The 14790-nt window shown below is 60.8% G+C and carries 7 protein-coding genes; 5 read left to right on the forward strand and 2 right to left on the reverse strand.

Annotated elements, in window-relative coordinates; all coding sequences use genetic code 11:
* The 3 genes from L8I05_RS28275 to L8I05_RS28285 all read left to right on the forward strand — a co-directional run bounded on the left by L8I05_RS28275 (window position 1) and on the right by L8I05_RS28285 (window position 2787).
* Window positions 1–765, forward strand: coding sequence for a LuxR C-terminal-related transcriptional regulator (locus L8I05_RS28275; RefSeq protein WP_197624703.1), 765 nt, complete (start codon window positions 1–3; stop codon window positions 763–765).
* 28 nt (window positions 766–793) lie between these two features.
* On the forward strand, window positions 794–2413 hold the full coding sequence (locus tag L8I05_RS28280; RefSeq protein WP_242176249.1) for an FMN-binding glutamate synthase family protein: 1620 nt from the start codon (window positions 794–796) through the stop codon (window positions 2411–2413).
* Between the two features lie 65 nt (window positions 2414–2478).
* Window positions 2479–2787, forward strand: a complete 309-nt coding sequence (locus tag L8I05_RS28285) for a cupin domain-containing protein (RefSeq protein ID WP_242176251.1) — start codon at window positions 2479–2481, stop codon at window positions 2785–2787.
* Window positions 2788–2804: 17 nt separating this feature from the next.
* Here L8I05_RS28285 and L8I05_RS28290 read toward each other — a convergent pair whose 3' ends face one another.
* The gene (locus L8I05_RS28290) at window positions 2805–4547 is read right to left on the reverse strand and encodes a glycosyltransferase family 39 protein (protein WP_242176257.1); all 1743 of its coding nucleotides are present in this window, start codon (window positions 4545–4547) and stop codon (window positions 2805–2807) included.
* 223 nt (window positions 4548–4770) lie between these two features.
* Between L8I05_RS28290 and L8I05_RS28295 the strand changes: the two genes are divergently transcribed.
* Both L8I05_RS28295 and L8I05_RS28300 read left to right on the forward strand, forming a co-directional pair.
* Window positions 4771–5910, forward strand: coding sequence for an OpgC domain-containing protein (locus L8I05_RS28295; protein ID WP_242176260.1), 1140 nt, complete (start codon window positions 4771–4773; stop codon window positions 5908–5910).
* A 63-nt stretch (window positions 5911–5973) separates the two neighbouring features.
* Window positions 5974–12405, forward strand: a complete 6432-nt coding sequence (locus tag L8I05_RS28300; RefSeq protein WP_242176269.1) for an NEL-type E3 ubiquitin ligase domain-containing protein — start codon at window positions 5974–5976, stop codon at window positions 12403–12405.
* A 43-nt stretch (window positions 12406–12448) separates the two neighbouring features.
* Here L8I05_RS28300 and L8I05_RS28305 read toward each other — a convergent pair whose 3' ends face one another.
* Window positions 12449–13870 carry an amino acid permease gene (locus tag L8I05_RS28305; protein WP_242176290.1) on the reverse strand — a complete coding sequence of 474 codons (1422 nt, stop codon included), beginning with the start codon at window positions 13868–13870 and terminating at the stop codon, window positions 12449–12451.
* Window positions 13871–14790 lie beyond the last annotated feature (920 nt).

Consider the following 14790-nt stretch of genomic DNA (forward strand, 5'->3'; position numbering starts at 1 on the left):
ATGACCATGTCGCTGGATGACATCGCCTGGCACCGTTCGGTGGGGCAAATGATAGACGCCCTCGACCAGGCCAATTTCTGGACCCAGCTTGTGCGCTTGCTGGACCCCTACGTGCCGTTCGACAGTTGGGTGGCGTTGCTGTTCAGCAGTGAACACCGGCCCCTGGTATTCGCCGAATGCCCAGGTGCCGACGGCACGCCGGACCAGTTGTTCCAGGACTACCTCAACGGCCTGTACCTGCTCGACCCCTTCTATATCGCCAGCCGCGAGCACTCGCGCACGGGCCTGTTTCGCCTGGCCGAAGTGGCGCCGGAGCACTTTGAACTCACCGAGTACTACCAGCGCTACTTCCGCCTGAACGTGGTGGCCGATGAAATCCAATTTAATTGCCAATTGGCGGATGGGCGTACGCTGTGCCTGTCCCTGGGCTCGAAACAGCGTTTTGACCCGCAGCAGATCGCCCTGCTGTCGCTGATCCAACCCTGGGTGCTGAGCCTGCTGCGCCAGCGCCTGCCCTATGAACTCAAGCAGGTCAGCGCGCCACAGCCGCCGATCCAGAATGATGACTGGGGCGCGCAACTCACGGCCCGTGAGCTGGATGTGGGCCGCTTGATGCTCAGCGGTTGCTCCAGCAAGGAAATCGCTCGTAAGCTGGAAATCTCTGTTGAAACCGTGAAAGTCCATAAGAAACACATGTACAGCAAGCTAGGGATCAAATCCCAGTCGGAGCTGTTCTCGATCTTTCTTCAGGCGCAAAACGCCTAGCCGATGAGTCCGAACCAAGGAAAACCGTATGAGCCTGTCGTTACTAAGCCGTTACGCCTTCTTTGCCGTGTGCGTCATTTTCACCTTCGCAAGCCTGCCCTTTATCGAACATGAATGGCTGTGGCCGATCACCGTGGTCACCGGCATCCTCAGCCTGATCGGCCTGTTCGACCTGCTGCAAAGCCCCCACGCGGTGCGCCGCAATTACCCGATCCTGGGCAATATTCGTTACCTGGTGGAAGCCATCCGCCCGGAAATCCGCCAATACCTGCTGGAGTCCGACAGCGACGCCCTGCCCTTCTCGCGCTCGCAGCGTTCGCTGGTGTATTCGCGCGCCAAGAACGAAAGCGCCGACAAACCCTTCGGCACCTTGATCGATGTTTACCAGTCGGGCTTCGAATTTATCGGCCATTCCATGCGCCCCGCGCCGTTGAGTGACCCGAGCGCCTTCCGTGTGATGGTCGGCGGCCCGCAGTGCACGCAACCGTATTCGGCGTCGGTGTTCAACATCTCGGCGATGAGCTTCGGCTCGTTGAGCGCCAATGCGATTCGCGCGCTCAACCAGGGCGCCAAGCTCGGCAACTTTGCCCACGACACCGGCGAAGGCAGCATCAGCCCTTACCACCGTGAAAACGGCGGCGACCTGACCTGGGAACTCGGCAGCGGCTACTTCGGCTGCCGCACCAGCGACGGCCGTTTCGACCCGGAGCGCTTCGCCGTGCAGGCGCAAAACCCGCAAGTGCGCATGATCGAAATCAAGATGAGCCAGGGCGCCAAGCCCGGCCATGGCGGGATCCTGCCCAAGCACAAGGTCACCAAGGAAATTGCCGAAACCCGCGGCATCATGATGGGCGAAGACTGCATCTCGCCGTCGCGTCACCGTGCGTTTTCCACGCCGATTGAAATGATGCAATTCATCGCCCAACTGCGTGAGCTGTCCGGCGGCAAACCGGTGGGCTTCAAGTTCTGCCTGGGCCACCCGTGGGAGTTCATGGGCATCGCCAAGGCCATGCTCGAAACCGGCATCCTCCCGGACTTTATCGTGGTCGACGGCAAGGAAGGCGGCACCGGCGCCGCGCCGGTGGAGTTCACCGACCACATCGGCGTGCCGCTGCGTGAAGGCTTGCTGTTTGTGCACAACACCCTGGTCGGCCTGAACCTGCGCGACAAGATCAAGCTGGGCGCCAGCGGTAAGATCGTCAGCGCGTTCGATATCGCCAGCGTGCTGGCCATCGGCGCCGACTGGGCCAACTCGGCGCGCGGCTTCATGTTCGCCATCGGCTGCATCCAGTCGCAAAGCTGCCACACCAACAAATGCCCGACCGGCGTCGCCACCCAAGACCCGCTGCGCCAACGCGCGCTGGTGGTGCCGGACAAAGCCCAGCGCGTGTTCAACTTCCACCGCAACACCCTCAAGGCCCTGGCGGAAATGCTCGCGGCGGCCGGCCTGGATCACCCTTCGCAACTGTCGGCCAAGCACTTGGTACGACGCATGTCGGCGACTGAAATCAAGCTGTTCTCGCAATTGCATGTGTTCCTCAAGCCCGGTGAATTGCTCACGGGTGAAGTGAACGGCGAGTTCTATTCGCGCATGTGGCAAATGGCGCGGGCGGACAGTTTTGAGCCGCATGAAGGGGTCGCTGCGTAATCATTTGGAAATTATTGACTGCTGAACCGGACCACCGACGGCATCGTTGAAACAAGGAGATTCACATGCCGTTACTCGACTTCGCCGCCATCGCCCGGCAACTCCCTGATAGCTGGAAATCCACCCGCCTGGGCCAGGTCGGCCCGGCGCGGATCAAGGTGTTGCGCATGGATGAGCAGGCGTACGAAGAAGAAACCCACGACTACAACGAAGGGCTGCTGGTCGTCAGCGGCCTGCTGCGCCTGGGCATCGGCAATGAGGAAATCCGCGTGGAAGCCGGCCAGATGTACCTGATGGAGGCCGGTATCGCCCATGCCGTACTCGCCGGCAGCCATGGCACATTGGTGATCATTGATGTTCAGGTGCCAGATTAACCCGGTGCCAGCGGACGCTAGCCGCCATTGTGTGCACAGTTAGAACTCGTCGAGTTCTGATAGAGGCTCAAATGGACGTAGCCCATCGTCAGGGTGCGAAGCAGCTTCCACTCGGGAGGAAACAGAACCGACGATTCACGTTCTCTCACCCACCAAATCCGGCACGACTCTGTATACACGCCAGCAAAATCATAAAGATAATTTCTACCCTCAGGCGTATAGAGCACAGTTGAACTTCCATAGCCGGAGGGGCGATAGTGCGCACCAGCCTGTATATATACTCGAGGCGCGATAGCCATCCGGCTGTAGTAAATAACACTGAACTGCAAAACACCCGCTTTAACAACCACTTGGTCGCCAGGCATTGCATTATCAAAAATATAATCCGAGATTTTTCCGATCGGAAAATCTATTTCAATCCGGCTACCATCAAAATCCTCGTGCTGCTGATAAAGCCGCGACAAGCCGGAAATTTCTAACAGTAAGACGCCCAAAACGATGCCCCACCTCACAGCACGCAATGGAAACTTCTCAATTATCAATGCGATGACCAAGGGCAGCGCCACCAAAGAAAATATGACGTAACGCTCTACAAATACCGACATAAAAAGTGAAATTAAAAACGTCAGTAGCAGCGGCACAAAAACAAATATAACTAACCCTCCGTACGCTTGAGACGCGCTTTTATCCCTGATCACGTTTCGGACGGCCACATACACTAACACCAGCGGAAGCAACCAATACCCCCCCCAGAACAGCGTTAGCCCCTTGCTGGCGATCAGTGTCCTCCATACCGAAGAAGGCAAGGTATACACGCTGGATTTTTCAATCCACGACACCCCACCCTCGCCATACAAAAGGTCTGTATGCGTGAGTAAATCCAGCAAGGAATACAGCCAGGGACCGTACGCAAGCACAATACAAACGTTCGCCCACCACCAAGTCCTGTAGTGCAATGGAGAGCTTGTTTTTCCTCGTATTGACACAAGCAGCAGGTAGCACCAATGAGCAACCACGCACAGAGCCGTAAAATAATGTGTATAAAAACCGGCGATCATCAACACCACATATACGGCCAGCCAACGTTGATTATTTGGCGCTTTAGCCCAATGAATAAGTGCGATCGTTGCACCCATCAACAACAGCGCCATAAGCGCATACATGCGTGCTTCTTGGCTGTAGCGCACCGCCATGGGCGACAGTGCCAAGAGTAGGCCTGCCATTATCGCCGTGTGCCGGTGACTCACGAGACGGGTCAAAAACACACCCAGCGCCACGGTCGCGATACCCAGCAGTGCACTTAACGACCTGACCGCCTCTACGCCCTCTCCCCACATCGCCATCCAATAGTGCAAAACAATGTAATAAAGTGGCGGGTGGACATCATGCGATGTGTGATACCAGATCAATGGGGGTGATGCGCGGCTTAATAACACACTGAACGCCTCATCCGACCACATATAAGGCGCGTCCAACTTATAAAACCGAATAGCGGTCGCCAGCAGCAAAACAGCAACAAGTAATGTAAAAAACCGAATGCGGCTGATGGCCGACATCCTAGTATGCCCGTGCTTCTTTGGGAGCCCCCGTTTAGCGGGGTGCGCATCCGCGACGCCGCCGCACAACGCGAAGAAAAAACGCCGGTTGGCCTCACTGAAATAAAACACGTAACGCAAGGCAAAAAACAGCTGCCAACGGATCACCGCATGAGCAACCCCCATCACCCTACTGCTGGAAAATCCCTTCCACACTCTACTCATACCGTCATCCTGTTGCGGCTACGCTCAGCAAGCCACGACGTTCAGACTTCGTCTACTGTCAGAGTTGACAGGTACCCCGCCTGCGCAGTTGAGACATTCAGTAATACCCAGCCTTTGCAATTGCTTACAAATACCGCCAACCTGCGCCCGCCCGACGTGTGGCGTACGACAACACGCGCATTCACCTGTCATTAATAAACCTTTTGTTCAAGAGCCCGCTGCCATGCTGAACGGACGCGACCCGCGCATCGATTTTTTTCGGGGCCTGGCGTTGATCTTCATTTTCTGGGATCACGTCCCCCACAATCCTCTCGGCCTGATCACCCTGCGCAACTTCGGTTTCAGCGACGCGGCGGAGGTCTTCGTGTTCCTCGCCGGGTTCGCCTCGGTGCTGGCCTACAGCAAAGTCCTGCAGCGCGAAGGCTATTGGCTGGCCTGTCTGAAAATCCTGCGCCGCACCTGGGTGTTGTACGTGGTGCATATCTTCCTGCTGGCGATGTTGATGGGCATCGTATTCTTCGCCAACAGCCATGTGGAAACCCGCGATCTGGTCGAAGAGATGGGCCTGACGCACTTCGTCACGCACCCGCAACAGGCGCTGACCGATGAACTGTTGTTGCGCTTCAAGCCCAACCTGATGGACCCGTTGCCGCTGTACATCGTCTTGCTCGCCGGCTTGTCCGTGGTGCTGCCGCTGATGGTGCGCGCCACCTGGGCGGTGGTCGGCGTCTCGCTGGCGGTGTACCTGATGGCGCCGTGGATGGGCTGGAACCTGCGGGCCATCGCCGATGGCGTGTGGTATTTCAACCCGGTCACCTGGCAGTTGCTGTTTGTGCTGGGGGGCGCGGCGGCGATTTACAGCCAACGACCCAAGGTGCCCCAGACACGCCCCTTGCACCGGCAACCGCTGTTCGTCGCCGCGGCGCTGTATGTGGTGGTCGCCGGGGTGATCACGCTGTCCTGGCTCTGGCCGCACATCCATGACGCGGTGATGCCGCAGACGCTCGGCAACTGGCTGTACCCCATCAGCAAAACCGACCTATCACCGGTGCGTCTCGTGCATTTCCTGGCCCTGGCCTACGTGACCGCCAAGCTGCTGCCTGGCCGCGAGTGGACGCAAAACCGCATGGCCGAACGGGTTTGCCAGATGGGCCGGTATTCCCTGGAAGTGTTCTGCCTGGGCGTGGTGCTGGCGCCCCTGGCGGACATGCTCAATGCCCTGGCGGGTGACGCCGTGGCCGTGCAATTGCTGACGGCCCTGGCCGGTGTGGTGTTGATGTCCGCCCTTGCCGCCTGGATGGAGTTCAACAAACGCCTCAACCAGGCGCCGCGCGCGCCTGGCGCAGCAGCACTACATAGCTAGCGCCAGCCTGCCCCGGCCGGGTGTTTCCATTGGCCTTCCACTTGACTGTGAAAGGAAACGCCCATGGCTACCCATCTACTGCTCGACGGACTGTCGGGCAACCTGCAGTCCAACGAATCCTGGACCCGCCAACAATCCCTGGAGTTTATTCGCCACACCCTCACGCGCAACTTCGCCGGCCTGACGCCTGGCCAACAACACACCTATGTGCGGCTGCAACGCGAAGCGCTGCTGGCACTGAACGCGGTGGAAACGGCAAACACCGCACTGATCAACACCTTCAAGACCCAAGGCCTGGCGCAACTGCGCAGCAAGCTCGGTGGCCTGGACCCCGAAGCGATATTCCTGCACACCCGCTACCTGGAGGAAGTGAGTGTGCCACTGCCCTGGGAACCGCGTACCAGCATCGCCACGCCCGTTTCAGGCTCACGCTTTCGCCGCACCTATGATGAATGGAAATACCGCCCCCACCTGTCCACGCTGTCACTCTGGGAGGCCGCCTGCCTGAACTTCGATTTTGCCACGCAGACGAAGCAAAGGTCCGGGCACAGTTTTGTCGATTCGACCTACCTCACCGGGGTGCGCAGCGACCAACTGGACGTGCCGCGCTTTGTCGCCATCAGCCGCGAGCTGGACCTGGGCGGCCGCTTGCAAACCCTTCTGAAAGCGGCGCTTGCCCCAGGCGGCACTCTCCAGGCCCTGATCGAAACCAGCGCGCATGCCTGCCTGCGGTTCGAAGCGTTGGAGGCCTACCGTAACCACGCCAGCACCGGCATCACCCTGGCCCTCTACGAAAAACTGGTCCAGGCCATCGACGGCAGCGGCCCGGCCCTGGCCTTCGACACCGTGAGCATGGATGCCTCGCCCTATGACATCGCCACGCCGTTGCCACTGCTGCTGATCCAGGTGGCCAGCCTGGGCGTCGTGTCCTACTTTCCGTTTCGCCCCGGCGGCGCACTGCGCTTTCATACGGATGCCAGGGCTGCCAACGCTCAGTTCCTCGACGATTTGCAGAGCAGCCATCGCAGCGGTGACCTGGGCTGGTTTTCCCGGCAACTGCCGATGACGCAAATGCGCGCGTTCAAGCAACTGCCGAGCGAAGCACCGCGCCCCGTGGGCCTCAGCGATGCGGCGGAGTTCCTCTATGACACCTTCCATCACTGGTTCCCGGAACGCAGCCTGGGCCATCTGCGCTTTAGCATCGACCCGAAAACCGGCCCGGTAAAAAGCCTGGCCAACGCCTTTGCCTTGCGCCAGGTGCAGCGTTACCACGCCAACTTGTCGACCCTGGCGACCACCCGCTCCGAACGCGACCTGCAAGCCGTGATCGACGCCGCCGCCGCGGTCGCCGACGAAATCCTGCAACTGCTGCTCACGCCCGTACCCGGCGGTGTCACCGGGCTGAACCGGATCATGCAAGTGGTGGTGTTCGGCAGCCTCACCTACAGCGTGGTGGTCGGCATCACTGAAGCCGTCCAGGGTGAATCGAGCAATTTTGCTGCGGCCATGACCGACGTTGCCGACCTGGCGGTCAACAGCCTGTTGATCTCCACGGCCGGCCGCGTTCATCGCCAGCGTATCAACGGGTTAATGCAGAGCCTGGGCAACCCACGCAAAGTGCAGCGTGCCGACGGCGAATTCGAGCTGTGGAAACCCGATATCAGCGCCTATGCCACGCTGGACCAGAACCTGCTCAACGGCCAGGTCGCCAACCCTCAAGGCGTCTATCAGGTCAAAGGCAATCAATACGTCTGGCTGATCCATGCCCAGCAGCGTGTGGTGGTGGAGGTGCACCTTGATCCCCAGACCGGGCGCATGGCCCTCAAACCACACAACAGCGGTGCGTACGCGCCGCCGATTATCTTCGACCCGGCGCAGCAAGCCTGGACGCTGGACCTGCAAAACGCTCACACCCTGTCGGACGTAGAGTTGACCGAACGCATGCTGCCCGAAGGCTCAAGCCCGGTGCCCCGCGCTGCCATGGAGCGCATGTTGCGCAGCACCGCCCCCAGCCGCGCCACACTGAATCGCATCTGGGACGGCGAGCCCGCGCCGATTAACCTCACCGAAGGCGTGCGCCGCCTGCAGGTCGATCAACTGATCAAGCAATTGATCCACGACTTCCACCGTCGCGGCCATATGCCGCCGCATGCCGACAGCAGCGTGCTGTGCCTGCTGACACAGCTTGAGACCTGGCCGCAGGACGCGATCATCCGTGTGCATGATGAGGCGGGCAGCCACATTGAGACCTATGCCGGCAACCGTTACACGCCGCCCATCGCCCACACCATCGACCTCACACGACGCGATGACGGCACCTACTTCGCCTTGGGCGACACGACGATTGGCGCCGCGTCCCAGGAGCAGTTGTTCGAGCTGATTATCGCCAGGCAACCCGGCAACTCCACTTTGGGCAAAGAGGGCAGCGCACACCTGAACCTGGCCCAGCGTATCGCCCGCGTGCGGTTGCAGATCAGCGCCTTGGCCAAAACGCGCCAGGTGGACCTGTTCAGCGCCATGAGCCGTTACGCCGGCAAGGCCCGCGACGAAGTCCCGGTGACCGACAGCGCCCGCGACCTGGTGGCGATCAAGGTCGCGCCACCGCTGGTGGAACTGACCCCGGTGCTGCAAAAACTGCGCGACCTGTACCCGCCGCTGACGCCCGTCAACCTGCAACAACTGTTGCTGCAGACGCCCCTGAACCCGCAGCAGCAAACCGAATTTCTCAGCCACGGCAAGCTGCCCGCGCCGGTGAGGCAAAACCTGGAACACCACCGCACCGCTGTACGAATCGACGCGGTCATCGACGGCCTCTACCACCCACGGGCGTTCCATCGCGACACCGACCTATGGGCCCGTGAGTTTGCCGCCAGCCTGGTGCGCACCACGCTCAAGCGGCACTTCGTGGTCACCGAGATGAGCAAAGGCCGGCCGGCCGACAGCTACGTCTCCACCGGGCCGGACGACACCACCGTCGAACTGCTGCATTACGGTGCGGGCCGCTACGAGGCCTACGACATGCTCAACGGCGGGCCTATCCCGGTGACACCGGCCGTGGACAGTTTTTACCTGGCTATCGGCTCGGTGCTGCAACCCCACGAGCGCCTGCAACTGGGCATGCAATCGGCCAGTGATGCCGAAGGTTTGCGCAAGACCCTCGGCGACGTGATGAGTGCCCAACGCAGCCCCGACGGCCACATCAGCCTGCTGAACACCTCCCTGGTCCAATACGAACAGCGCCTCGTCTTGCCCTTCAACCTGCAGCCAAGTGCTGACGGCCTTTACAACTACGAGGGCCAGCAATTGGTGCCGCTGTACGGCTCGCTGTACCCGATCACCTTCGATAACACGCTGCTCAAATGGCGCCTCAAGCACCCGGAAAAAGTCGGCGTCGACACCCCGCGCCTTGAGCACAACCGTCGAGGCGCGTGGCGACTGTCCAGCGAGTACCCAATGGCCTGGAGTGACTATTCCCTGTTCTACCGCCTCGGCCCACTGGGCTACGATGTCGACCAGCCAACCGCCGCGCGCATCCTGCGGGTCACCGATACCCCGGCCCGCGCCTTGCGTGAGGTGCACAGCGCTAACCGGCCACCGCCGCCGCTGCTCGCAGACACCAGCAAACGCTTTCGCATCGAACGCGAAATCGAGCATTTTATCCAGGCCATGACCACCTATTCGGCCACCGGCAACGCACGGCCGGCGCTGCAACTACTGCTGGTCTGCGCCCTGCGCGAATGGCCGAAGAGCCACGTGCTGCAAGTGGTCGACACTGACGGCCAAATCATTCGCAGCTTCCCGAGTGCCAACGTGGGCGCCGCACACACCATACAAATGACCGTCAGGCAAAGCCGCGGCTCCGCCCCGCTGACCAACATTGCCAAAGACGACACCGTGACACGCGCCCTGCTGGGTGAGCTACCCGCGAGCCTTGAAGAACGCCTGTTCAAACTGGCCAGGAAGGTCGCCGAACATGCCTATCGCGAGCGCACGCAATTGTTCGACAGCCTCTATGCCCAAAGCGAGAACAACGGCACGGTGCTGCAACGCCGCTTCAAACAGCACTACCCCGACCTGCCCGGCAGCGCCCTCGACGCGATTCTGGAGCAAGCCAGCCCGCGCGAGATCAAGCAACTGCACGAACATGACGAGATCGGCCTGCGCCTGGCCGAGCAGGTGCGCCTGACCCGCAACGATGTGCGCCTGAACCGCGCGTTTGAGGGGTTGTACCTGCAATCCTCGGGCAACCCCGACAGCGAAACCATCATCCTGCACGTGCTGGCCTCGGCTGCGGGCTGGCCGGCCAATACGCGGCTGGATATCCATGAAGGCGACGCCAGCGGCCTGTTGCTCAGCAGCGCGGGGCACCTGAACGGCACTCAACGCAAAGTGCTGGCCAAGGTCGACGGGCGTTACCAAGCCTGCGATGACCAGGGGCAACTGATCAGCGACATGGGCGAAGGCTTGCTGAGCGCCATCCACCAAGTGCTGGGGGATGGCGAGCTATCCACCTTGCAAAACGCTATCGCCGATGCGGCCCTTAACCAACGCATCGCCATCAAGGCCCTGCTGGGCATCCCCCATGTTCCTTTCTGGCTGCAACCGCCCATGCAGGTTGACACCTCGTTCAGCGCCTATCCTTTCTCATTGCAAAACCTGTGGCCGTTCAGCAGCCAGCAGCCGGTTGACCTGCTGAGCAAAGTGCGCGAGCTCCACCCCAGCCTCAGCCGGGCCGGCGCCAATGACCTGATAGCCGAGCTGGGCATGAGCGAACCCGCTGCTTTGCTCGAACTGCAACGGCGCAAGGCCGAATACCAGGCACTGGACTACGGCCTGACCCGCTGGGCCGAAGCGCCCCAGGCCAACGACGCCAACGCCCCCCAGGGCGTAAACCTCGACAGACGGCGCCTCATTGCCCAACAGATCCGCAGCGCCTGGCGCCGAGAAACCCGGCAACTTTTCGACAACGGTCTGTTTGACACGCACCACCTAGTGCTGCAATTGGACGGCAACGACCTGCCCGACGCGGACTTTATCCTGGGTACGCGAGGGTTCGCGCACATCGAATCGCTGATGCTGACGGGTGACGCGTTCCCCGCTACCGGCAACGCGTTCCTGAGCAAGTTCGCCAACCTCAGGTTCCTGCAGGTCGAGTGCGGCCTCACCGAACTGCCGACCAGCATCACCGACATGACCCAGCTCGAACACTTGACCCTTAACGACAACAACATTCGACTGACGCAAGAGTCCCGCCAAAACCTGGCCGGCATGACCCGCTTGCGCGAGTTGCATTTGAACGACAACCCGTTGGAACTGACGCCGGATGTCAGTGCCATGACGCGCCTGCGCACCCTGAGCCTGCAAGGCACCGGTATCAGCCAGTGGCCGATTGGCGCCGAACGACGGCCCGGCATGCAGGCACTGTTGCTGCAGGAAAACCAGATCACCAGCGTGCCTGACGTGTTGTTTACCGACGCTCGCATGCGCCTCACCAACCGCGTTACCGTCTTGCATGGCAACCCGTTGAGCCCGACGACACTGCTGCGGCTGGACGAATACAGGCAACGTGAGGGCATCCGGCTGGGCGGTGTACTCCCCGGAATACAGCACGCACCGGTTGCGCCGAACGAGGTCAGCCAATGGCTGGCCGGCGTCTCCGTCACCGCACAGGCCGAACGCACATTGCTATGGGAGCAACTGCTCGCCAATGAACAGGTCAGTGCAGACGATGTGTTCCAGGTCCTGCGGGACCTGCCCAAGACCCATGCCTACAGGTCGTCGATTGCCTCCCGGGAAGCGCTGACCGCACGCGTCTGGACCTTGCTGCTGGCGATGGGCGAGTCCACGGAGCTGCGCAATAATGTTTGCCTCAAGACCCGAGGCGCCGGCCAGTGCGGTGACAGCGCTTTACTGGCCTTTACCAATATGGAGCTTGAACATCGGATCCACCGGGCCAAGGAACAAAGTCGCACCTACGACGCCGACCGAGCCCTGATTGCGTTGTCCAACGGGTGCTTCTATCTGGACCAACTGGACGAGATTACTGACAGGTTCATTCGCAGTCAGGAAGCGGCCGGCCTGGAAGTCGATCGGGCCGAAGTCATCATTTACTTCCGCGCCCAATTGGCCAATGAGTTCAACCTGCCCTTCGAGCCGCTGGAGTTGCTGTACGCCGCTGAGGACGTCACCCAGGACGTACTCGACACTGCGCGCAGTGAACTGCGCCGGCTGGGCCAAACCGAGGCCTTGCAGGAGTGGTTATTGATGCAAGCGTTCTGGATCGAATACCTGGCCAGGAGTCACCCGGAGCCGTTTTCTACGGTCAAGGACGCTATCAAGCACAAGGAGAGGCAGTTGAATGAGGAAATACCCGACAAACGTTCGGATGAGTATCTGGAGCGGCGCCAGTCACTGGTGGACCTGGAGCAGGAAGAACAGAACCGCCTGGTGCGGCAACTGACCGTCGCCACACAAGCGGCCTTGTTGCACGCGTAAACCTGTGGCGAGGGAGCAAGCTCCCTCGCCACAGGTAAAGGGTTTACTGTTGGCTACAGGTTGCGCCCAGACCGGCTTTGGTCGGCTGCAACTTGAACACGTAAAACAGCACCGTCAACAGCACCAGGAACACCGGGCCCACGTACAGCGCGATGCGGGTGTCCGGGAAGTACGCCATCAGGCCCACCACCAACACCAGGAACGCCAGCGCCAGGTAGGAACTGACCGGGTACAGCCACATGCGGTACTTGAGGCCTTCCGCCTCGGCCGCACTCAGGCTTTTGCGGAATTTCAGCTGAGCCAGCAGGATCATCAGCCAGGTCCAGATCGCGCCGAAGGTGGCGATGGACGTCACCCACACAAAGACCTTTTCCGGAACCATGTAGTTGAGCAGCACGCCCAGCAACAGCACGAAAATCGACAACAGCAGCGCCTTGCGCGGTACGCCGTTGCTCGAGGTGGTGCCGAAGGTGGCCGGCGCCTGGCCATTTTGCGCCAGGCTATAGAGCATGCGCCCGGTGCTGAAGATGCCGCCGTTGCAGGAGGACAGCGCGGCGGTGATCACCACGAAGTTGATAATGCCGGCGGCGGTCTTGATGCCCAAGCGCTCGAAGGTCATCACGAACGGGCTGCCCTGGGTGCCGATTTCGTTCCACGGGTAGATCGACAGAATCACGAACAACGCGCCCACGTAGAACAGCAGGATGCGCCAGAACACCGAGCCGATGGCACTCGGGATGGTCTTCTGCGGGTTCTTCGCTTCACCGGCGGTGAGGCCGATCATCTCCACGCCCAAGTAGGCGAACATCACCATTTGCAGCGACATCAACACGCCCTGCACGCCATTGGGCATAAAGCCGCCGTGGGCCCACAGGTTGGAAATCCCCAGCGCCACGCCGTCATTGCCGAAGCCGAACGCGATGATGCCGACACCGCCGATGACCATCGCAATGATGGTGACGATTTTGATCAGAGCGAACCAGAACTCGAACTCACCGAAGGCCTTGACCGCGATCAGGTTGATGGTGCCCATGCTGACCAGGGCCGCCAGGGCCCAGATCCAGCGCGGCACATCGGGAAACCACACGCCCATGTACACGGCGACGGCGGTGATTTCCGCCACGCAGGTCACCAGCCACAGGAACCAGTAATTCCAGCCGGTGAGAAAGCCCGCCAGCGGGCCGAGGTAATCCTGGGCGTAACGGCTGAACGAGCCGGCGACGGGGTTGTGCACCGCCATTTCGCCGAGGGCGCGCATGATCACCAGGATCGCCAGGCCGCCAATGATGTAGGACAGCATGATGGCCGGGCCGGCCATTTCAATCGCCTTGGCCGAGCCGAGGAACAGGCCGACACCGATACAGGCGCCAAGGGCCATCAGGCGAATATGCCGCTCACCAAGTTCGCGTTTGAGCGGGCCGCCTTGAGCGGTCTCGCCATGGGGCAGTGGGTTGCCGACTGGCATAAGGGTACAACCTCATTTTGTTATTGGAGTGTCCGTCGAGTCTCCAGGGTGCAAACCGATAAGCCTGCGCCCTTGCCGAAACCGGGGCCGCCTCATGGACGGGCCCTTCTTGCCAGGCAAGATCAACGGGCGTGCAGTATAAAAAGCCAGGAGCAGGTTCTTTCACTATAAAAACGGGGCAATTTAGGGGAAGTGCCGGTTAAATTGCAATTTTACAGGAGCATCTAACCTGCATTGAGCGGCAAAACGTCGCACAGCCACTGGGCGATCGTTGCATGATCGTTCCCACGCTCTGCGTGGGAATGCCGCTATGGACGCTCTGCGTCCGGCTCTTGAAGTCGTGACGCGGAGCGTCACAGGGTGTATTCCCACGCGGAGCGTGGGAACGATCAACACCGTCGATCTCCGCGATCGTTCCCACGCTCTGCGTGGGAATGCCGCTATGGACGCTCTGCGTCCGGCTCTTGAAGTCGTGACGCGGAGCGTCACAGGGGGCATTCCCACGCGGAGCGTGGGAACGATCAACACCGTCGATCTCCGCGATCGTTCCTACGCTCTGCGTAGGAATGCCGCTACGGACGCTCTGCGTCCCGCTCTTGAAGTCGTGACGCGGAGCGTCACAGGGTGCGTTCCCACGCGGAGCGTGGGAACGATCAACACCGTCGATCTCCGCGATCGTTCCCATGCTCTGCGTGGGAATGCCGCTATGGACGCTCTGCGTCCGGCTCTTGAAGTCGTGACGCGGAGCGTCACAGGGTGCGTTCCCACGCGGAGCGTGGGAACGATCAACACCGTCGATCTCCGCGATTGTTCCCACGCTCTGCGTGGGAATGCCGCTATGGACGCTCTGCGTCCGGCTCTTGAAGTCGTGACGCGGTGCGTCCCAGGGTGCGTTCCCACGCGGAGCGTGGGAACGATCA

This window comes from Pseudomonas sp. MONT-RG-20F-20-E-7-02, from assembly GCF_022662395.1.
Lineage (GTDB): Bacteria > Pseudomonadota > Gammaproteobacteria > Pseudomonadales > Pseudomonadaceae > Aquipseudomonas.

What these genes read in the sequence shown, in the direction of transcription:
- L8I05_RS28275 (WP_197624703.1), top strand. Translation starts at nt 1, where the DNA reads ATGACCATGTCGCTGGATGACATCGCCTGGCACCGTTCGGTGGGGCAA.
- L8I05_RS28280 (WP_242176249.1), top strand. Translation starts at nt 794, where the DNA reads ATGAGCCTGTCGTTACTAAGCCGTTACGCCTTCTTTGCCGTGTGCGTC.
- L8I05_RS28285 (WP_242176251.1), top strand. Translation starts at nt 2,479, where the DNA reads ATGCCGTTACTCGACTTCGCCGCCATCGCCCGGCAACTCCCTGATAGC.
- L8I05_RS28290 (WP_242176257.1), bottom strand. Translation starts at nt 4,547, where the DNA reads ATGAGTAGAGTGTGGAAGGGATTTTCCAGCAGTAGGGTGATGGGGGTT.
- L8I05_RS28295 (WP_242176260.1), top strand. Translation starts at nt 4,771, where the DNA reads ATGCTGAACGGACGCGACCCGCGCATCGATTTTTTTCGGGGCCTGGCG.
- L8I05_RS28300 (WP_242176269.1), top strand. Translation starts at nt 5,974, where the DNA reads ATGGCTACCCATCTACTGCTCGACGGACTGTCGGGCAACCTGCAGTCC.
- L8I05_RS28305 (WP_242176290.1), bottom strand. Translation starts at nt 13,870, where the DNA reads ATGCCAGTCGGCAACCCACTGCCCCATGGCGAGACCGCTCAAGGCGGC.